The sequence below is a fragment of the Paenibacillus sp. GXUN7292 genome (assembly GCF_050864975.1).
In the GTDB taxonomy this organism is placed as follows: domain Bacteria; phylum Bacillota; class Bacilli; order Paenibacillales; family Paenibacillaceae; genus Pristimantibacillus.
The window spans coordinates 1-21,887 of the sequence record NZ_JBOZWO010000037.1; the positions used below are offsets into that span (position 1 = coordinate 1).

At 43.0% G+C, this 21,887-nt stretch carries 16 protein-coding genes; 7 read left to right on the top strand and 9 right to left on the bottom strand.

The annotated features are described in order from the left end of the window. Positions 1-1,349 precede the first annotated feature (1,349 nt). Together ACRRU2_RS22710 and ACRRU2_RS22715 are read right to left on the bottom strand one after the other, a co-directional pair. A complete protein-coding gene (locus ACRRU2_RS22710) occupies positions 1,350-1,982 on the bottom strand; it encodes a hypothetical protein (protein WP_432505235.1) in 633 nt (210 codons plus the stop codon). A 142-nt stretch (positions 1,983-2,124) separates the two neighbouring features. Beyond that, positions 2,125-3,555: a carbohydrate ABC transporter substrate-binding protein gene (locus tag ACRRU2_RS22715; RefSeq protein ID WP_432505237.1), complete on the bottom strand. Its 1,431-nt coding sequence runs from the start codon at positions 3,553-3,555 to the stop codon at positions 2,125-2,127. Between the two features lie 379 nt (positions 3,556-3,934). On the opposite strand from ACRRU2_RS22715, the gene ACRRU2_RS22720 reads away from it, so the two are divergent. From ACRRU2_RS22720 to ACRRU2_RS22745, 6 genes are all read left to right on the top strand, one after another. After that, on the top strand, positions 3,935-5,290 hold the full coding sequence (locus ACRRU2_RS22720) for a carbohydrate ABC transporter substrate-binding protein (RefSeq protein WP_331698861.1): 1,356 nt from the start codon (positions 3,935-3,937) through the stop codon (positions 5,288-5,290). 118 nt (positions 5,291-5,408) lie between these two features. Further along, entirely contained in the window at positions 5,409-6,299 is an 891-nt protein-coding gene (locus ACRRU2_RS22725) for a carbohydrate ABC transporter permease (protein ID WP_331698860.1), read from the top strand. Positions 6,300-6,310: 11 nt separating this feature from the next. Further along, positions 6,311-7,204 carry a carbohydrate ABC transporter permease gene (locus ACRRU2_RS22730; protein ID WP_331698859.1) on the top strand — a complete coding sequence of 298 codons (894 nt, stop codon included), beginning with the start codon at positions 6,311-6,313 and terminating at the stop codon, positions 7,202-7,204. Between the two features lie 9 nt (positions 7,205-7,213). Beyond that, complete coding sequence (locus ACRRU2_RS22735; protein WP_331698858.1) at positions 7,214-7,369, top strand: DUF6903 family protein; 156 nt, start codon at positions 7,214-7,216, stop codon at positions 7,367-7,369. 139 nt (positions 7,370-7,508) lie between these two features. Continuing rightward, positions 7,509-9,251, top strand: coding sequence for a sensor histidine kinase (locus tag ACRRU2_RS22740; protein WP_432505240.1), 1,743 nt, complete (start codon positions 7,509-7,511; stop codon positions 9,249-9,251). A 303-nt stretch (positions 9,252-9,554) separates the two neighbouring features. Beyond that, positions 9,555-11,159 (top strand): response regulator transcription factor, encoded by a 1,605-nt coding sequence (locus tag ACRRU2_RS22745; protein ID WP_432505242.1) that lies wholly within the window; start codon positions 9,555-9,557, stop codon positions 11,157-11,159. Positions 11,160-11,313: 154 nt separating this feature from the next. On the opposite strand, the gene ACRRU2_RS22750 is transcribed toward ACRRU2_RS22745, so the two are convergent. From ACRRU2_RS22750 to ACRRU2_RS22765, 4 genes are all read right to left on the bottom strand, one after another. Beyond that, a complete protein-coding gene (locus ACRRU2_RS22750) occupies positions 11,314-13,746 on the bottom strand; it encodes a heavy metal translocating P-type ATPase (protein WP_432505244.1) in 2,433 nt (810 codons plus the stop codon). Positions 13,747-13,772: 26 nt separating this feature from the next. Further along, a complete protein-coding gene (locus ACRRU2_RS22755) occupies positions 13,773-13,973 on the bottom strand; it encodes a copper ion binding protein (protein WP_331698854.1) in 201 nt (66 codons plus the stop codon). 292 nt (positions 13,974-14,265) lie between these two features. Next, complete coding sequence (locus ACRRU2_RS22760; protein ID WP_331698853.1) at positions 14,266-15,258, bottom strand: Gfo/Idh/MocA family protein; 993 nt, start codon at positions 15,256-15,258, stop codon at positions 14,266-14,268. Next, positions 15,255-16,262, bottom strand: coding sequence for a Gfo/Idh/MocA family protein (locus tag ACRRU2_RS22765; protein WP_432505247.1), 1,008 nt, complete (start codon positions 16,260-16,262; stop codon positions 15,255-15,257). Before ACRRU2_RS22765 ends, ACRRU2_RS22760 begins: the two co-directional genes overlap by 4 nt. Positions 16,263-16,394: 132 nt before the next feature. Here ACRRU2_RS22765 and ACRRU2_RS22770 point away from each other — a divergent pair, with 132 nt between their 5' ends. Beyond that, positions 16,395-17,294, top strand: coding sequence for a helix-turn-helix domain-containing protein (locus ACRRU2_RS22770; protein ID WP_432505249.1), 900 nt, complete (start codon positions 16,395-16,397; stop codon positions 17,292-17,294). 390 nt (positions 17,295-17,684) lie between these two features. On the opposite strand, the gene ACRRU2_RS22775 is transcribed toward ACRRU2_RS22770, so the two are convergent. From ACRRU2_RS22775 to ACRRU2_RS22785, 3 genes are all read right to left on the bottom strand, one after another. Then, positions 17,685-18,530 carry a hypothetical protein gene (locus ACRRU2_RS22775; protein ID WP_432505251.1) on the bottom strand — a complete coding sequence of 282 codons (846 nt, stop codon included), beginning with the start codon at positions 18,528-18,530 and terminating at the stop codon, positions 17,685-17,687. Between the two features lie 582 nt (positions 18,531-19,112). Next, on the bottom strand, positions 19,113-20,969 hold the full coding sequence (gene glmS, locus ACRRU2_RS22780) for a glutamine--fructose-6-phosphate transaminase (isomerizing) (RefSeq protein ID WP_432505253.1): 1,857 nt from the start codon (positions 20,967-20,969) through the stop codon (positions 19,113-19,115). Positions 20,970-21,100: 131 nt separating this feature from the next. Then, positions 21,101-21,238, bottom strand: coding sequence for a hypothetical protein (locus ACRRU2_RS22785; RefSeq protein WP_331698847.1), 138 nt, complete (start codon positions 21,236-21,238; stop codon positions 21,101-21,103). Positions 21,239-21,887 lie beyond the last annotated feature (649 nt).

A 21,887-nucleotide genomic window follows, 5' to 3' on the forward strand; every position in this document is an offset into this window, starting at 1 on the left:
AATAAGTCCCCAAAATAAAAAGGTTGGACGGAAATTTAAAATGTACCCAATAAGATGACCTTTTTCAAGTGTCCATTTTATTGGGTACATTTTATTTGATTACGCATAAAAAACCGTCCTTTTTTGAATGTTGGTGTGGTAACTTTCATTCTACAAGAAAAGACGGTTTTTTTATGCCTTTTTAGCATTCAAAAAACGGGGCGTCCAGTGGTCAGTTTTTACTGATTTTCGGACAGCCCCGACTTCAGCGGTTCCACACTTTTATTACTAACTCACAGTTTTTTTACTGATTCCAGACTTTTTTATCATCTAACAACCTTTTTATTGTCAGGTGATATAAAACTGTGGAACCAATTTTGTTGATTTTACTGGGTTTGCCGCGGTACGTGATAAAGATGAAAAAAAGAAAGTGTGGTACCACCAGAAATTACCATGAAAAGAAAGTTGGGAACCACCTATTTGATTTTTTTCTATATTCTTAATAAAACTATTCCACTCCAAAATCTCCTGCTCAAAAAGAGCACTCTTCATGTAGCCTATGTCAATAACTACCACTATTCAGAATCATTATGTAAATTGATGTTCATCTCGCAGCCTCTGAAAGATGCGCACCCCCGTATGCCGCTGTTTACGAGGGAGCAGCCGATCTTCCTCTATCCATATGTCGACGATGTCCAAAGGTCTTCAGATTCACGTAAAAATTTGATATATTGTTGTTGAGGCATTTTCAGCATCCTTTCAAGTCTCCTTCGTCTGGTCTTCGCAACCCTACGATAGGAGGGATTTGGGATACTGGCAAGTTCCTTTTTTGCACTTTACTTGAGCATTTTTACGCTGCAATCTTCGGCACTTTTATTATGCAATAAACACTCCGTCATTTCTTTCACAATATTCACATCAAGTATCCCTTCGTTTTAAAGCTATATATCACCAAGTCGTACTGAGCAGCCCTCTTCTTTTCTCGATTGAGCTATCAAACCCATTAGCTAATGCAATGTATCTGAATCAAGGTGTCTGGCACAAGGGGGATTGGTACAAATAGCTATCTTAAGATGATGCATTTTTGTAGAATCCATGATTAGGATTACTAATTCATCATCTTTATCATCTAATTGATCTCGAATAGATTTTGAAGATTCCTTATTTAATTTTTTGTAGTCTCCATACTTCATTCTCTTCCACCAGTTAAATCTATCTCAGGTAATAAACTATTAGAAACTATAAATGAATACTTACTCATGTTTCCCCTCATTCCTATAACGTCTTATTTAAGAACTTAATAAATAGTTCCTTGTTTAGGGATTCGCTAATCTTTTGTACTAACTTGCTCATTAGCACTAAAAATGTAATTAGTTCTCTTTCTCTACTTTAATCTTAAGCAATAATACCGTTTTATCCTTATTTATCATTTCTGTTATTTGATTTATATCTTGATAATCGTACGTTCTTATCGAATTTCCTGACTGGCGGTAAACTCCAAGCACTTTCGTTTCTCCTGATTCTAAAGCCACCTCTTCGTCCCCGATTGCAAAGCCCCAAGTTGTTGCCCCTGCGCCTTTAATTATATTTCCCACTGTTTGTGGTGGTACAGAAACTCCTGAAGAATAGAAAAAGAATGAAGCATCATCATCTGATCGAGGATTAATAATACCAAACCCAATTGGACCTTCTACAACTTTATTTGTGGGATGTAAACCATACGAAAGTTCTTTTAATCGAAAAGGGTCAGTTTCTTCTCCGTTTTTATAACCTTCTACCCAAAGTGTTACCCAACTTGTATCAGCTTCTGTTAATTTCAAATTAAAATCATATAGAACTCCAAGGTGTAAATTATGAAATGTCTTTGCATATTGGGAATTTTTCACTGTCGAAATGTAAGCAATTTTCTTTCCACTACTAGGTTCACTACTGCAACCCGCTAAAAAAATCAGAAATAAAATCAACTTTACGATCGAACATGATATAAATTGATATTTTTTCAATATCATCGCCTCCAATGCAAAGCTATTGTACCATAAATATCCAAAGCGATAATTATTTTGCATATAAATAGACGCTTCCCCACCGCTTTTAATGTGGTTTGGAAGCGTCCTGTAAGTTCATCACACACTTGCTTGCTCTTTCTTATTTTTGAAGATCCATTGTCTTGCTTTGAATCTCTGCGAATGTTTTCTCAACACGTTCGACCCATTCTTCCGTTGTCATTTTTCCGGTCATGATAGGCGTCATCACATCTTTGAACAGGTCTGTCCTAATATCTATTTTCATATTTTTGGGTAATGTATTCCAATCCTGCAAAATAGCAGTTGCTCCATCATAAGCGCTGAACATCCCATATGCATCAGCTGTCAAATAAGGCTTTGAAAGTTCTTTTGCCCCCTTTAGAGCATACGCTCCATTAGACTTTTGGGCAAACAACTTTACAGATTCATCGGTGTACAAAAACTTTAAAAAAAGCTTTGCCAGCTCTGGATTTTTAGCCCTTGCAGGGATCGAAAATTGCTCGTAACTAGACAGAATATAACGCTGATCCCCTTTATTGAAAACAGGTACGGGAATCATACCAAATTCAAATCCTTCTTCTCTAGGAAAATCTTTCATTTCATACTCCATCCAAGAACCATTTACAACAAATAACGCTTTACCTAACATCATGTCTGATTGTGCTTGAATATGATGACGGGTAACCGTTCCTTCCAATAAATAACCGCCAGATCCAATTTTAGAAAATATATCAAGAACTTTCTTAACCTCATTTGTGTTAAAAGACCCCGGTTCGTATGAAAAAATTTTCTTCAAGTGATCAATGCCGGTTGAGTTGGCTAATGCAGGGTACATAATTTCTTCCAAATATTCAGGGTATATGCCCTGATAAGTGAACAACGCTCTCTTCGTTTTTGTACCGTTATCATTAACCAAGTAATTTTGTTCTTTCTTTAACTCCTCATCCAATGCAAAAAATTGTTCCCAAGTCTCAGGCAACTCCCATCCTTTCTCACGGAATAAATTTTTATTATAAATCAGACCCATTGGTCCTGCATTGAACGGTGCCAAGTAAATTCGCCCATCCTGATAAGGAGTAAATCTTGTGCTTTCCAGCATGCCCGGAAGAATCAAATCCTTTAGCAACTGATCTTTATCCAATGCCTTACTTTCAAACACATCGCTTATTTCCATAAGTCCTCTTTCTTTCACAAGCGAGCTAATCATTCTGCTTTGTTCAGTATCCGTAATAGCCAAAAAATCCGGCGGATTGCCAGCAACAATTTGAGGTCTGATTATATCCGCAATTCTAGGACTAATCGTTATGTTTACTTTAACTCCCGGATAAGCTTCTTCAAATAGCTCAACGATTTCTTTCCAATACTCAGGGCCGTAAGCTCCTTGGAATACAGCAATATTCAGCTCTTTATTCTGAAAACTTTTTTCAACGTAATCCGAACGATCATTATATTCAATATCTGCAGGATCGGGAGTTGTCTCACGTTCATGCCAAAAAGCATTGTTAGTGCGTAGAATAATAATTATGCTTAATATTAAAATTACGATAATCAAGCTTATAAGCTTCTTCATGATTCCCACCTCTTATCCTGCCTAAAAGCCTACATCTTATTACCCTTAATAGACTAACATTATAGAAAAATTATAGCATTGTACATGAATTTATCTAACTAATCCATGCACGATTTTATCCAGATACATCAGATTATCAATCTATATTCCATTATTCATTCATTAATTTCTCACAAAAAACAAAGCAATTAAAGCTCTTATAGATTATTCATGCATGTTGATGACCTATCTTATCGATATCAACCCGACCTATTGAAAACAGCTGTTCTTCTTCGATATTGTTAATTTGCGAACAGTGATGGCTGTTATAGTACTACCATAAACCCGTTCGCTCGTAAATTCAATCGGGAGGATATTAGACATGAAAAAAAAGAAAATATTAAGTCTTACACTTGCTGTCTCACTCGCTTTAGGACTTACTGCTTGCGGCGGTAAAACTGAAAACGGATCCAAAGAAAGCCCTAACAGCAGTGAAACACCCGTTACAGAAACACGTACTTTAAAATTTGCTGCATTGGAAACAGCTTACGGAGCAGACGTATGGAAAGACGTTGCAGCCTCCTTCGAGAAAAAAGTGCCTGGTGTTAAAGTAGATTTAACGATTGACAAGAACATCGAGGATGTTATCGGACCCAGTATGAAATCCGGTGATTTTCCTGACGTGATCCATCTGGCAGTCGGACAGCCGAAAGGGTTAACAGAAACGTTCGTGAAAGACAACAACATGACGGATCTGACCGATGTCCTTTCCATGACGATACCTGGTGAACAATCTACTGTGAAAGATAAATTGATTCCTGGCTTCACAGAAACAACTATTACTAATCCATACAACGATGGAAAAACATATTTATTGCCAATGTTCTACAGCCCAACAGGTCTTTTCTATAACGCAGGCTTGTTCCAGGAAAAAAACTGGGAAGTGCCAACAACATGGGATGAAATGTGGGAATTAGGAGACAAGGCCAAAGCTGAGGGCATTGCATTGTTCTCCTATCCAACTACAGGTTATTTTGATGCTTTCTTCTACGCTATGCTTAATGAAGTAGGCGGTGCTGAATTCTTCACTAAAGCAATGAACTATTCTGAAGGAATCTGGCAGACGCCAGAGGCTTCCAAAGCATTTGACATTATTGCCAAACTTGCGACTTACACTGAAAAAACTGTTCCTGCAAATGCCAACAAAGATAACTTTAATAAAAACCAGCAGCTTATTTTAGATAACAAAGCATTGTTTATGCCTAACGGCACATGGGTAGTTGGCGAGATGAGCAAAGCGCCTCGGGCTGAAGGTTTCCAATGGGGCTTCACTGCACTTCCTGCCGTTGATAAAGGCGGCGATCGTTATTCCTACACATTCTTTGAGCAAATTTGGGTGCCTGCAAAAGCAAAAAATGCAGATTTGGCTAAGCAATTCCTAGCTTATCTCTATTCCGATGAAGCTGGAGAAATCTTTGCAAAAGCTGGTGCAATTCAACCAATCAAGAGCATGTCCAGCAAGCTGGACGGCGATAACAAACTATTCTACAGCGTCTATGACAATGGCGCCAAAGCAGCAATGGGCGCATTTGCTACAACAGATCCTGTTGAAGGGGTAAGCATCTCTGATACCGTGTTTGGTACGATCGATTCGCTTGTAACCGGTGCTAAGTCACAACAAGATTGGGTAGAAGCCATTACTAAGGCAAGCGACGCCCTTCGTCCGGCTCTTAAGTAATATTGCTTAACCGAAAGGTGCTTCGGGCTGTACTGATCTATTATTAACTTAATAGTTAATGGTACTGTGGCCAGCGAAACCTGGCCACAGTTATTTTATCTTGGAAGGAGATCGGCTCATGGCGTTCAATAAGGGAAGAAGCCGGTTCATATTTTTTTGTCTGACACCTGCTGTCATTCTGTTCATTATCTTTTTAATCATTCCCACTATTGATGTATTCCGCATGTCTTTGTACAAATGGGGAGGTTATACCGATAATAAAACGTTTGTCGGCTTTAGCAACTTTATCAAGCTGTTTCAAAGTGACAAATTTTATCAAGTGTTCCAAAACAGCATATTGTTGATTACTCTCGTTACAATAGTAACCTTTGTGTTTGCTCTGGTATTTGCCTCCGTGCTTACCCGCGGCAAACTGAAAGGCAAAGACTTCTTTCGCATTATTTTCTATATCCCGAACATTTTATCTGTTGTCGTTATAAGTGCCATTTTCTCCGCTATTTATGATCCAAACAATGGACTTTTAAATGCTTTTCTAAACTTATTTCGCAGTGATAATAATCCGATACTTTGGCTTGGAGATCAAAAAATCGTTATATTCAGTCTCGCTGGCGCAATGATCTGGCAGGCAGTCGGTTACTATATGGTGATGTATATGGCCAGTATGGCCAACATTCCTGAGAGCTTGTATGAATCTGCTGATCTTGAGGGAGCATCGCCAACCCATCAATTCTTTACTATTACCATTCCACTCATATGGACAAATATTCGTACGACACTTACGTTTTTTATTATAAGTACAATCAATATGAGCTTCTTGTTTGTTACTGCTATGACAAGCGGCGGGCCGGACGGGGCGACAGAAGTATTCCTGAGCTATATGTATAAGGAAGCCTATACTAACTCCTCATACGGCTATGGAATGGCCATTGGCGTAGTCGTATTTATATTCTCGTTTGCCCTTGCAGGCATTTTGAATGCCGCTACCAAACGTGAGAACTTGGAGTATTAAGGGGGAGCGATATGGACACAAGCATTAATAAGAAACAAAAAAACGGCGGAAGCATATACAAGGTCATCTCATACCTGATTTTGAGCATACTGGCAGTCGTTATCATTATTCCTGTTTTTTGGGCGTTTATTGCCTCCATTAAACAAGATTCCGAGTTCTACGGCAATCCATGGGCAATGCCAGCAGGCATTTATCTTCAGAACTTTGCAGATGCTTGGCTTAAAGCAAAAATGGGCGATTACATGCTTAACTCCGTTCTTTTGACAGCCATGGCCATTGGCTTACTGCTCGTAATAGCTTTGCCTGCCGCCTATGTGTTGGCCCGTTACAAGTTTAAGGGAAGCGCTTTTTGGAACACTTTATTTATGGCGGGTTTATTCATCAACATGAACTATATCGTCGTGCCCATATTTTTAATGCTGAACAATGGAGACAAGGCCGCCAGAAGCTTGCTTGGACAGCCGATCTTTCTGAATAATCTATTTATGTTGGCGTTAGTCTATACAGCAATGGCTTTGCCGTTTACCGTTTATTTGCTTTCAGGTTACTTCAAATCGTTGTCAAAAGAGTACGAAGAAGCTGCCTCGGTTGACGGGGCGGGTTATTTTAGAACGATGGTTCAAGTCATTATGCCTATGGCCAAGCCAGCTATAGTGACCATCATTTTATTCAATTTCCTGTCATTCTGGAATGAATATATTATTTCTATGACGCTGCTTACCAAACCAGATTTAAAAACATTGCCGGTTGGCTTAATGAATTTGATGGCTGCTCAGAAATCAGCGGTAGAATATGGACAGCTGTATGCTGGTCTGGTGCTTGTCATGTTGCCTACTCTAATCCTGTATATTTTAGTGCAAAAGAAACTGACCCAAGGTATGACAATGGGCGGTTTGAAAGGATAAGGTGCTGCTATGAGTAAATTGCTATATTCTGTTATGTTTATCGCTGGCTTGGCGCTTGTTATTTTGGGACAGAAAAATATAGGTCCGTCAGGTCTCATGACTATGCTGCTCGGCATGGTTCTCCTAATTAGCCTTCTCTGGCTGTATAATCGCAAATATCAATAACATTGTCATACCAAAACGGAATCGTCAGAAACCGCTGATGATTCCGTTTTATTCGTTCCATTTGATTTCCTGTATTTCAATATGGCATTGTATAAGCTGTATGTTAAAATTATTTTAACAAATACAAGGAGCAAAAACTATGCTGCGCAAATTTAAAATTCAGCACCGATTAGTCGGAACTTTCCTTATCGTTTCTGTTATCCCTATCCTCTTTCTCGGATACTATTCCTATAAGCTTTATTCTGAATCCATTAGCGAGAAACTGAGTAAATCAACCTTTCAAGCTATTACACTGGTTAATAAAAACTTGCTCGCCGAGCTGCAAAATTATCAATATTTGAGCGGTTCAATTTCAACCAGCGAATTTGTTCAAGAAAATTTGTCCAATGGACACAATGGACAAAATATGAGTGAAAAAACTAAAGAAGCTGCGATGGATGCCATATTTCGGACGATATTTCCGTCTCATGTCATAAACGTCAGCATATTTGATAAGGATCGCAACCTTTTTTATGAGTTAGGATTTGAGGCCATAAGCACCCAATCACTGAACAAAGCCATCGAAGATGTGGACAACTATGCCCCTTATGATGGATTAACCTATATTAAAACGATTCGATCGTATGACACGATTGCTCTGGGGCGAAAAATATATGATGAGAATAACAGTTCAGAGCAGCTTGGCTATGCTTTCGTATTCATTGGAAGCGACCTGTTTTCAAAAAACATTTTGTCACGGGTTGATCTCGGCACTGGCTCCAAGCTCATCATAATGGGACGCGACGGAACCGTGATGTCTGCCAGCGACAAGCAGATTTCACTAGGGGAGCAATATACGGATTCCAAACTAATTTCATTGATCAAAGAACAGCAAAAGCAAGGCATTCAATCCTTCTCTGGTCAAATCAACCATACAGATCAACAGATTTCTTATATTTATAATGAACAAATCGGATGGTATCTGATTTCGTTGATGCCCTTTTCCTATATCAACTCCGAAACAAGCAAAATCACCGTCAGTATGGCACTTATCAGCCTGTTGATTATCGTCATTTGTATTACGATCATCTACTTTATGAACAACAGTATTGTCAAGCCAATAAAGAGAATCATTGCATTCAGCAATCAAATATCGAACGGAGAATTTTCCATTCGCATACAGGATGATAATGATGATGAAATGGGCGTGCTCTCCCGCAAAATCAATAGCATGGTTAACGAAATTGAACAACTGATGGTTACTCAAAAAATTGATCAGAAACGAAAGCGGGAATTAGAACTGCAAATGCTGCAGTCTCAAATTAATCCCCACTTCCTATTCAATACACTCTCTACGTTGCGCTGGCTGGCAGTCATTAATCAGGTACCGGTACTAATAAACGGAATCGGCTCATTATCCGAATTATTGCGCAGCACAATCCTGGATAACAACGAGGAAATTACGATCGAGCAAGAACTCCAAAACCTGTCCCACTACTTTGAAATTCAAAAAATTCGTTATGCAGACAGATTCCATGTAGAATATGACATTAACAACGAGCTGCTCCATTGTCTGATCCCCAAGTTGATCCTGCAGCCAGTAGCTGAAAATGCCATTATTCACGGCCTGTCCGATCAAGGCAAACCTTTAGAAATTATGATTAAGGTGCAGCAAGTCAACCATCTCATCCAGATTGAAATAACGGATAACGGCAAAGGGTTTGATACAAGTAAACCCCATCAATCCGATAACAAAAATAAATTGTCAGGCATAGGCATAACCAACGTTAATGAGCGGATCAAACTCCATTATGGGGAAAAATACGGATTATTTATTTCAAGCGAAGTTGGTGAAGGCACTTGCTGTAAAATCATTATTCCTATCAAAAAAAGCACCCTATAAACGCGGACTTTCCAGATCTCCCCTATGTATATAGATTATATTATTTAATTTATAGATTATCTTATCAGAATCTTAAAGCAGCAAGAGTTATTTTCAATGCTTGTGATACTATAAATTCTACAAGGATAAATAGCTCCGCCGTCCTTTGGACAGGCGCGTTTACTTATGAAATATAAGAACAGTTATAAGGTTACAAAACTTATACTTTCTTATATTTTAAATAAACGATATTGCTATGGTACGATATCCCATTATAATTTCGGGTTTAATTTCTATATAATGAAGGATAGGGGGGATCATATTGTGTTCAATGTATTGCTAGTAGATGATGAACCTATTGTAAAAATCGCACTTCGAACGATGATTGATTGGGACAAACTCGGATTCCCTATTTGCGGAACTGCCTCTGATGGAATGGAAGCTCTTGCTCTAATCGAACAATTAAAACCTGATATAATTATTACAGATCTAAAAATGCCAAATATGGACGGCCTTCAATTGATGAGGGAGCTGAACGAGCGGCAATATAAAGGAAAGGTTATTGTTGCAAGCAACTTTGGTGAATTTGAGCTCGTACGTGAAGCTTTACTGCTCGGTGCAATCGATTACATGTTGAAAATAAGCATTAAGACAGAGGACCTCATTTCCCAGCTCCATAAAGCAGGAAAGTTGCTTCAGGAACAGCAGCATACCTTACAAGAGCAAGTTACAAGAGAACAATTTATTCAAAGTAATTTAAAGAGCTTCAAAAGTTCCGTTTTGAAGGATTATTTTACTAATGCTGATTTTGATATCGCCCATCTGCTGCAGAACGATAAAATTCAGCTGAACTTAATATCATGTCCAAGCTTCTTGTTCTATATTACTTTCGATCTGGCTGATTCAAAACAACAATCTAATAACAATATTTCTATATCTTTTATCGAGAATATGCTCTTGGACTTGGCTGATTCCGAAAATGAAATTGAAACCTTCCAGACAAACATAAATTCGATCGTTGCGATGGTCTCCTTAGAACAGCTCAAGAACTATCAATCAGAGCCGCTGGTTTTCGTCCAACGCATCCAAAAATTAATACTAATGTATACTACGGTGGAACCCGTTATCGCATATTCTAACGAATTTACCGGGTACGAAGAAGCCAAGCTAGCGTACCAAGCTTGTAAAGAAGCAATAACTATTCATTTTTATAATCATAATGTCATTATTTCTTCAAAAGAGATCGCGTTGAAGCATGACATAGCGTTTACCAACTATGTAGATTATTCTGCAGTAATCATTGATCGCATGACTGAGAACGATCCGACCGTATTTAAAACAGAATTGAAAGCACTTACAGACAATTGCAAACAAAACAATATTCATCCTCTCACGCTCAAAAACTTTATTATAAAATGCCTGGATTACATTCCGCTAAGCAGCAACAGAGTATATATTCGTGATCCTGAACAGTTTGAACTTAGTAAAAAAAACATCTTGCACTCTAAAGACTCACAAGCTTTTTTAAACTATGCTGTACATGCCTTTGAATGTCTATTCCTTACAGAGAAAACAGCCGAGGTCACCGTCTATAAGAAAGAAATAGTAGATGTAATCAACTATATTGAAGAACGTTATAAAGACAAGCTGACCTTGGAAACTATAGCCAATTATGTTAACTTCAGCGAGAATCATTTATGTCGTGTTTTTAAAGAACAAGTAGGCACAAGCTTGATCAATTATATTAATCATGTAAGAATGGGCAGAGCTGCTGATTTGATTATGCAAGGTTATACGTACATGAAGGAAGTAGCCTCTTTAGTCGGTATTAGCGATCAATTTTATTTCAGCAGATTATTCAAAAAACATTTTGGTGTGTCGCCTACAGAATATAAAGCACAACAATTGCAATTACGAAAAAACGTTTAACGAATAGGGCTGTTCATGATTTACTGGAAAAGGAGCTTGTCTCGGCAAGCTCCTTTCATTATCATATAGAATCCTTTGTCAATTTACTTCATCAAAAATAGGGCAATTGCCGCCTCTACCCATTTCTATTTCATCAATTTGGCTATCTTCATGATTAATGACGTATTTTCACACGTTGTAAGCGAAGCGCATTAAGGACAACCGATACCGAACTTAATGCCATCGCTGCGCCTGCCACCCATGGGGCCAGCAAGCCAATTGCGGCAATTGGGATGCCAAGCGTGTTATAGCCCAGCGCCCAGAACAGGTTTTGTTTGATATTGGCCATCGTCTTACGGCTCATAAAGATCGCATCGGGGATGCTCGACAAGTCGCCACGCATCAGGGTCACATCTGCTGCTTCCATCGCAACATCCGTTCCAGTACCGATGGCCATGCCGATGTCTGCTGTCGCCAGCGCTGGCGCATCATTAATACCATCGCCAACCATCGCAACCTTTTTGCCCTGAGCCTGCAATTTCTTCACTTCCTCGGCTTTGCCTTCAGGCAGGACCTCCGCCCGTACATGATCAATGCCAACTTGGGCTGCAATCGCCTTGGCGGTCCGTTCATTATCACCTGTAATCATGATGACCTCAATGCCCATTTGCTTCAGACGGCTCACTGCCGCTTTTGAAGTTTCCTTGATCGTATCAGCTACAGCTACCATACCAGCATAGTGATTGTCGATTGCAACCAGCATAGCCGTTTTGCCTGCTTCCTCCAGACGGGACATCGGCTCATATGCTGCCTTTGCATCCACGTCATATTTCTCCATCAAGCGGCGAGTGCCGACAAGCAACTCCCGACCTTCTACCATTGCTTTGATGCCGTAGCCTGGAATGGCTTCAAACGATTCCGTTTCAGGTAACTCAATTTGTTTGGCTTGAATACCGGTAACTATCGCTTCTGCCAGTGGATGTTCCGAATTTTTCTCTGCCGCGCCGACAAGTCGAAGGAAATCCGCTTCGTTGTTTTGAGTGATCACATCGGTCAGCTCCGGCTTGCCTTTTGTGACGGTACCTGTTTTGTCCAGAATGATCGCATTGATCTTGTGCGTCTGCTCCAAATGCTCGCCGCCCTTGAACAGAATACCCAGTTCCGCAGCGCGGCCAGAACCGGCCATAATCGAAGTTGGCGTAGCCAAACCGAGGGCACATGGACAAGCAATAACGAGAATTGCAATGGCAATTTCTAGAGCGTGGGCAAAATCGCCTGGCGTAATGAAGAAGTACCAAACTAGAAACATCACGATCGCAATCCCTACAACAATCGGAACAAATATGCCAGAAATGACATCGGCTACCCGTTGAATTTGCGCTTTGGAACCTTGCGCTTCCTCTACGACTTTAATGATTTGAGCAAGCGCCGTTTCTTTGCCAACTTTGGTGGCCTTGATACGCAGCATACCGTTTTTGTTGATAGTAGCCCCAATAACGGCATCGCCAGCCCTCTTCTCGACAGGGAGGCTTTCGCCTGTCAGCATGGATTCATCCACCGATGACACGCCATCCAGCACTTGGCCGTCCACTGGCACTTTATCGCCAGGTCGAACCAGCACCACATCCCCTACGATAACGTCTTCCACCGGAATCGTTATTTCTAGGCCATCCCGAATAATCAAAGCCGTTTTTGCTTGCAGCCCCATCAGCGACTTGATTGCTTCCGAAGTACGTCCCTTGGCCAGCGCTTCGAACAATTTGCCCATTATGACGAGAGTAATTAGCACCGCGCTGGTTTCGTAGTAAAGCGAAGGACCATGATGTATCTGATCCCCAGCGGTGTACCAGTCGATCGTTAGATACAGGCTGTAAAAATACGCTGCCGATGTTCCAAGCGCAATCAGAACATCCATGTTTGCGCTGCGATTGCGCAGCGCCTTATACGCGCCGACATAAAACTGCTTCCCTATATAGAACTGTACCGGTGTGGCCAGCAGGAGTTGAACCCAAGGATTCATCAGAAAATCCGGCATATAAATCCATGAAGTAAATGAGAAGTGACCAACCATCGTCCATAATAGCGGAAAAGAAAGAATGGCCGAGATGAGAAGTTTCCTTTTTTGCTCACGAATCTCACGAACGCGATGATCTCCCGCGTTCTGGTTTTCCTGTTTGACCTGAGCTTTGTAGCCCAGCTTTTTGACTTTCGCCTGCATGTCCTCAATCGTGATTTCACCCGCCGAATACTCGACGCGTGCCGTTTCCATCGCAAAGTTTACCGTTGCATTGGTCACACCGGGCAGCTTACTAAGTCCTTTTTCAATTTTGTTAGCGCAGGCTGCGCAGGTCATGCCTTCCAGATTAAACTGCGCCACTTCCGTGACCGTGCCATATCCAAGCTTTTTGATCGTATCCTCCAGGTTTTTTACATCTACCTTGACTGGATCGTAGGTGACATTCGCTTTTTCCAGTGCGAAGTTTACATTCGCTGTAGTCACGCCATCCAATTTATTAAGCCCTTTTTCAATCCGGTTGGCGCATGCTGCGCAAGTCATGCCCGTTATTTGAAAAGACGACTGTTTCGTCTTAGTTGCTGTCGATTCCACAATGCCTCACTCCTTTGTCGATTAGCTCACCCTACGTCATATCCCTGTTCTTCAATGGCTTCCTTTATCTGAACCAGGGAAACCTTTTGCTCATCGAACGACACATCGACTGACTCACCCTTCAGGTTCACCTTTCCGCTTACGCCGATTTCCTTCAGCGCACCTTCAATCGAGTTCACGCAATGCTGGCAGCTCATACCTTGTACATGTAATGTCACGTTTTTCATATTTCATCTGTCCCTTCATGAATAGATAGTGATGTTTTAATAAATAGAGAATGATGCTTTAATAATTAAAGTATACCCCCCTACCCTATATTTTGTCAATGCCTTTTTCATTACTTATTCATTACCCTTATTTCATGTAAATAACCTTCAGCATAAACGGCAAATTGCATAAAATTAACCCTGTACAGTAAAAAGATGTTTTACCGTACAGGGTTAATTTAAAAATCACATTATAACAAATATAAGGGAGGCCATCCTTAATGACATTGGCCCCGCTTTCGCTGCCTCCCTGTTATTTCAACGAAACCGGCTGTCCGACTTTAACGGATTCGTAGCCGGCCAGTGCAACTTCCGCCGAACGCAAACCGTCTTCGCCCGATATCGGTACCGATTCGCCTCGACGAATGGCATGGACGAACGCTGCAACCAGATCGCCGTCCATTGAATCGCCCCAGTAGTCCCAGATGCCCTTGCCCCGAGCGTCATCATACCATTCATTTTTTTGCCCGAAGCCGTCTACCGAGATAACGCCCTTTGTCCCAATGATCTCCATCGTCACATCGCCCCAAGTCGGGAACGAATGCGTGCGCGACCAGCTTGTATCCAAAACGCCGACTGCGCCGTTTTCGAAGCGCACATGAATCATGCCGGCATCGTCGGCACCCAGTCCTTCGTGGAACAACGTATCGGCATGGGCAAATACGTTCTGCACCCGCGAGCCGATGAACCAATTCATCAAGTCCATCACATGTACGGTGTGATCAAGCAGAGCGCCGCCTCCCGACAGTTCCGGTTTCACAAACCAGCCCCCCGGCATCGAACCCCGGTTCGTCCCCTTAATCGCAATGATGTCGCCAATATCGCCCCGCTCAACCGCAGTTCTAGCTTCCGAGACGGCTGGAATATAGCGGCATGGGAATGCCGTCATCAGTTGAACGCCTTGACGCTTACATGTCTCGATCATTCGCTCCATCTCTTCCACTGAAATACCCAGCGGCTTCTCACACAGCACATGCTTGCCCGCTTCAGCAGCCGCAATCGTCTGTTCAGCGTGATGGACATTCTCCGAGCAGATGACAACAGCGTCAATATCTGTCGCCAAAAGCTCTCGATAGTCGGCGTAATACGGGATGCCATGCTTCTCGACTACCGCCGCGACCCTGTCATAAGAGGAATCGGCAATCGCCGCAACCTCGACTTCGTCCGGCAAAGCAAGCAACGCGTTCAGATAGGAGAACGCATGCCCATGCGCGAAACTAATCATACCTACTTTAAGCTTGTTCATTTCGTCTCCCCCTTTGTGGATAATGCGGCAGGATATACGACGCGGCCCGTCTCTGCGGACTCCACAACGGCAAGCGCCAATTCCAGCGCCCGGCAAGCGTCGCGGCCCGTGACGATCGGTTGTCCGCCGGTACGAATACACTCGATAAAATGCCGCAGTTCCTTCGCGTAAGGGTTCAGCGTCTCAGGGCGTTGCGGTATCTCCGCGAAACGCGCACCCTCTTGTTGCGATGCAGCTTTGCGGATCGTCAGCGAATTGGAGTTACGACTATCATGGCGCACTGTACCGCTGCTGCCGGCCACCTCCAGCATCGTATGGAAGCCTCCGGGATAACCCCAATGCGCTTCGACATTGGCGATCGTTCCATTTTTAAAACGCAAAGTCGCCGTTGCGTAGTCTTGCCATTCGGAACGCTGCCGGAAAGCGTAGACTGAGCTGACTTCACCAAGCGCCCAGCTTAGGAAATCCAGGTCGTGGACCATCAGATCCACCACCACACCGCCGCTCAGGTTGTCATTGGCAAACCAGGAACGGGCAAGTCCCGGATGACCGCCGGCCCGCTTGGCGTGTACAACGCCGATCTGTCCGAGTTTGCCATCGGCGATCTGATTCTTCACACGCACATATTCCGGGAAAAAGCGAACGACATGGCCCACATACAGGCCAACACCGTGTTGTTCGCACTCGCTGACCATACGCTCGGCATCCTCCGACCGCAACGCTATCGGCTTTTCGCAAATGACATGCTTGCCTGCTCTCGCCGCGCGAATCGCAAACTCCGCATGAAGATGGCTCGGCAGTGCAATGCTGACGATATCACAGCCGGACTCGGCCAACATCTGATCATAATCTGCATATATGTGAGCACCGGTTTTATTAGCAACCGCTCGTGCGTGCGCCTCTTCCAGGTCGCAAACACCCACAACTGTTACATCGGGCATAGCTGTATAGCTGTCAGCATGGACGTTACCCAAGCCGCCGCAGCCGATAATTGCTACTTTCATCGCTTTCCACTCCCTGTTTCCATGTATAATGTACTTAATGCGAGGATATCGCCAAACGGGCAACTGCGCTATTCCGCGATTTGTCCGAATTGTATCCAAATTTGTCCTCCACTACGAAACGAGGGATAATTGATGGAGATTTTCCAAGAGCCTATTCACTATCAAAACCCGCTGCTGTGCATAAAAGTATGGGAATTCACCTCAACGGGCCCGCTGGCGCACATAAAGCCGCCTACCCAGTGGCATTACCATAAAGAAATTGAGTTTATTCTGGTGAAGACGGGCAAGCACCGGCTATATACGCCGGAACGCATCTTCGATCTGGAGCCGGGCGAGGTTGTCGTTATCGGCTCATCCCGTCTGCACGCTGCACAGCGTCTTAGCGAAAGCGATTTGTCATATATCGTGCTGCACGTCGATTTGGAGCCTTATTTTGATCCGGCGATGATGCCGTATTACCGGCATTTTGCCGAGATCATGCGGCCGCTAGAGGATTTGAATTATATATTCGCAGAAAATGAGCAGGCGCGCGCTGACGTGGGACGGATCATCGAACAGATTCATGATGAAATCATCTCGCGCCCAATCGGCCACGAGATTGCGGCGGCCATGCATATCAAGCATCTGCTGCTGACCCTGCTGCGTGCCGATAGCCGCGGACTACTGCAATCCCACGAATATGTAGATCGCGACACGATCGGGCCGATATTAGCTTATGTGGAGGAACGACTGTCCGAGCGGATCGAACTGAAGGAAGTCAGCCGTATGGCGGGCATGAGCTACCACTATTTCTCGAAATACTTCAAGAAAACGATGGGCGTGCCGTTCACCGACTACGTCAATCGCAAGCGTATCGCCGCCGCCGAACGCGCGCTGGCTACACAAGTAGAAAGCGTAGTCGACATCGCCCGCTCGGTCGGCATCGACAACATGGCGCATTTCTACGAATTGTTCCGCCGCTTCAACGGCTGTACACCGAAGCAGTATTTGCGCCGCATGACGCCGGACGCCGGGGCCAGCGCGCACGATTAGTCGGCTGCACGCAGAACAATAATTGAACCTCTTGCTGTATGGATAAGAACACAATCATCTTCTAATTTCGCATGTGTGGCCAAGCGATATCAACGTTGGATGTACTTATAAAGTAAAACTGGCGTGAACTATAAGCAGTTCACGCCACGTTAGATTAATAGAATGAGCGGACTGCTGTATCCTGCTCAACAATAAGTTTTATTCAATTATCGTACCCGTTAGCAGAACTACTTAGGGTGAAAAGTTTACCTGATTAAAACATTGTAAGCTTTACAAGGAGCAATCAATATCATACTAATATAAATCGCCAAAGAAAAAGCCTTTCAACTCAAGGTTTTCACAAGGTGTTCTTGGCTATAAACTATAGCGGGTTCATCTCCGATTGCTGGATTAAGGCATGAAAGGCCGAATGTCTTTCGTAGTCCGGCTTGCATATTTGCGAATAATGATATCCATTGCAGGTGAGTCGAATTGGATCAGTACATATGGCTGCCGCCCATACATCTCTTCATCAACGATTGTATTCGCGTATTGTATAGAAATGCTCGAATCAGCCGCTTTGATTTCCATTACTTCAATGGATTCCCCTGGATCCGATGTCAGCAAAATATATGTTTTCGAGCTATCCCCAATAAAGTATTCTTCAGCAGCCTTATCCTTTGTAATGATTTCCTGTGCCCAACTACTTATAGGCTCTTCTGCTTCCTCGATATCAATGATCGCATACTCGATTATCTCATATTGGGTAGCCGAATTTGCCTCATTAATCTCCGCGTGATCTCTTACTGTCCAGATCCCGCCATAATTATAGTGTTTTACCAGCTGGACACGATATACAAGACCGTTGTCATTGCCAACCAAGACATATCTGGGATTATAAAATCCGTCGAGTGAATTAATAAAGGCTATTTCTGAGAATAAATTTTTCTCAGCATATCGCTTAACAACCTCGGTGTAATCCTTCCGCCAATCTTCTTGGCTCATCGTTTCGAGATCATCACTACTGTAGTCGGGTCCGGTAGTGGTGGTCAGTCTTAAGGCTTGCTTGGAAAGTTTGTCAAAATCAATGAAAGACAGTTCTGCATTTTCATCGACTCCTTGGCTAGAAGGTATTCCCGTCGCTTGGGAATTTTCCTGCAACTGCGTGGCTACAGGCGCTTGGACGTCACGTATTAGATCACCTTTACATGCAGGCAAAATTAGCAAAAAGCAAACAACTATCCAGAGTTTGTTCATACACATCCCCCCATCTATCATTAGACGCAAAGAATGGAAATAAGTTTCAGGGATCTAGGATGACCATCTTGCGTATAGAAATTTCCGTATTTAACTATCATATCGAGTAAAACGAATAGAAAGTTGCATTTAATTCCACCTCCTTAATCTGTATTTTTTTACCTATTAAATGAAATATCACAATAAATTATTTTATCCTCTCGCTATTCTGCCCGTTAGTTGAACAAAATTACATTTCGCATGATCATTATAGTGTTATTACCTGAGATAGATTAGGATTGTTTAGGAGGCTTAGATTATTTTTTAGGTACCACAAGATATCCAGTACTGTTAACGGCTTTTAGAAAGCCACACTCAGATTCATCTCTTGTGCTTTTCTGATCTTTTTTATCTTCTGACCTATTGAGTCCGCCATAACTCTTTCCCCTTTAAAAAAAGAGCAACCAGTAATCCTCATCTGGTTGCCCTCTTTGTCAGTTAAAACAAAACTTTTTTGTGAAATAATCCCACAGAACAAAATTTAATTGTTTAGAGCAAAACTTAATTGTAATGAATCATAGACTTGGACATCAAACATACCCCCTACTCCACCGTCACACTCTTCGCCAGGTTCCTTGGCTTATCTACGTCACGACCAAGCGCAACAGCTACATAATAAGATAGCAGTTGCAGCGGTATAACGGATAATGCAGGGGATAAAAGCGATGCCGTTTGCGGCAGCGTAAACACTTCATCTACTGACTTTAGCAGTTCATCTTGCATATGAGCAGACCCGATGGCTAATACATGAGCGCCTCGAGCCTTCACTTCTTTAATGTTGCTCATTGTTTTCTCGAACAAAGCGTCTTGAGTAATAAGTGCCACTACAGGTGTACCTTGCTCAATTAATGCTAAGGTTCCATGTTTAAGCTCCCCGGCTGCGTAAGCTTCAGAATGAATATAGGAAATTTCCTTCAGCTTCAATGAGCCTTCTTGCGAAACCGCGAAGTCTAGCCCACGGCCAATAAAAAATAAATCTTTATGGTCAGCGAGCGATCCCGCAAGCTGCTGCAGCTGTTCTGATTGCTGCAATAGCTGCTCGGCCTGCTCAGGCAGCTGCTGTAAGCTAACGATAAGCTCTGCCGCTGCTTCACTTGTGAGCGTTTGACGAGCTTCAGCGAAGTAAAGGCTGACCAAATAGAACGCAATAAGCTGCGTCGTATAAGCTTTCGTAGATGCTACTGCAATTTCGGGCCCCGCTCCGGTTACAAACACAAAATTAGCTTCCCTTGCGATCGAGCTGCCTACTACGTTCGTAATCGCAAGCACACGTGCTCCGTTACGCTGTGCTTCGCGCAAAGCTGCCAGTGTATCCGCCGTTTCCCCTGACTGGCTCACTACGATAACAAGTGTATTACTTGTTATAATTGGCGAGCGATAGCGGTATTCCGAAGCGACGTCCGTTTCCACAGGAATGCGTACTAACGATTCAATTGCATATTTTCCGACCAAGCCTGCATGGTACGCTGTACCACAAGCCACAATATGCACTTTCTCAATCGTTTGAATAAACTCATCCGTCATGCCAAGCTCGCTTAGATCAACCTGGCTCTGATTTATGTTGCTGCTCATTTCAGCAGCGGCGCTTATCTTTCCAAGCATAGTATCGCGATAGGCTCTTGGCTGCTCGAATATTTCCTTCAACATAAAATGATCATATCCCGCTTTTTCAGCTGTCGTCAGATCCCAATCGATATGGTGCACTTGCTTGGAAACTGCCGTCCCGTCAATGGTCATCAGTTCAACGCCATCTGGCGTCAATACTGCCATTTCTCCATCGTCCAATATATAAATATCGCGCGTGTAGGCAAGTATAGCTGGAATATCGGAGCCGATAAAGCTCTCTTCCTCTCCAACCCCAATAATAAGCGGGCTGGCATAGCGTACAGCTATTAGCTTATTCGGCTCATACTCGGTCAGCACGCCAAGCGCAAAAGCGCCGCGCATTTGGCGTACAGCCCGCTGAACAGCTTCCACAAGGCTTCCGTCATACTCATCCGCAATCAAATGAGCGATAATCTCCGTATCTGTCTCCGATACAAACTGATGGCCCTTGCCGATCAACTGCTCTTTAAGCTGCATATAGTTCTCGATAATTCCGTTATGCACAACGGAAAACTTTGCAGAGTTATCGGTATGAGGATGAGAGTTCAAATCGGATGGCTTGCCATGCGTAGCCCAGCGTGTATGACCGATACCGATCGAGCCGCGCAGAGGATCCGTTTTAACTCTGTCCTCTAATATGGCCAATCTTCCTTGAGATTTGGCTACTTCAAGTCCGTTCGAAGTAAGAACAGCAATACCTGCTGAATCATAGCCCCGATATTCCAACTTATTTAATCCTTCCAGCAAAATAGGCTGTGAATCACGCTTGCCAATATATCCAACAATTCCGCACATAATTAAAATGACCTCCGGTAGTGGTTATTTCCCGCTTGCCCGAATGTCTGCCAGTGTGCAGCATAGACGTATTGAACGATTGGTTAATTCTATATATTTGTAACAATGCAATTGTTGTTCTCCTGTCCATGTCAGCTCCACGGCAGCGTATTGGACAAGTAGGAGAAATGTTTGCAGCCTGCTCTACCTTTGTCGGATTGGTCGCCCAATCGTTTTGGGTAAAAGCTTTCGGTCAGCTGCTCTGTACCGGAGGGTCCCCGCCGAATCATTCGAACACCCCCACCTCGTCAGCTTGTGCACTTTATATGCAAATATGCATCTTTATCGTCGCTCAAGCTCTGGCGCTTATGTTACTATTTACCTCTGCCCTCTCTTTCCTTCTTGAGTCACATTATCTATCTTATTTATTTGGCGTTTATTTTGCAACTATTTTAAGAAGAATTTAATGGTTGTCTACCATGAACAAGGTGCTTTTAGCGTAACAATTTGTGTAAGGTGTTGAGAATATGGCTGCGTAAAATGGTACTTTAACACACTTTGCAGCTTTTTATGTTACACGTGCGACGTAACAGGATTGTGAATCATGCATGTGGATTTCTCCTCAGTCAACACTTCCGACAAAGGCGTAATAAGGTGGACACACGTTCCGTTATTGGCGTTAAAATCACCTTTTTTCCGTTTTGGCGGTCACACGTTCCGCTATTCGACTTTATTACGCGGTTTTTTACCTCTTTTTTGGTCAATAGCGGAACGTCTGTCACTTTCCCCCCTTCAAAACGGGGCTTTACGCAAAATAGCGGAACGACTGACCAGTTTCATCGCACTACTCACCCGGCGGCATGCGTGATCCCTTCTTCGCACTAGTCGCCCCGCTATTGCATGCTTGATTGAATTAGTTACTTACACGATTGCCACACT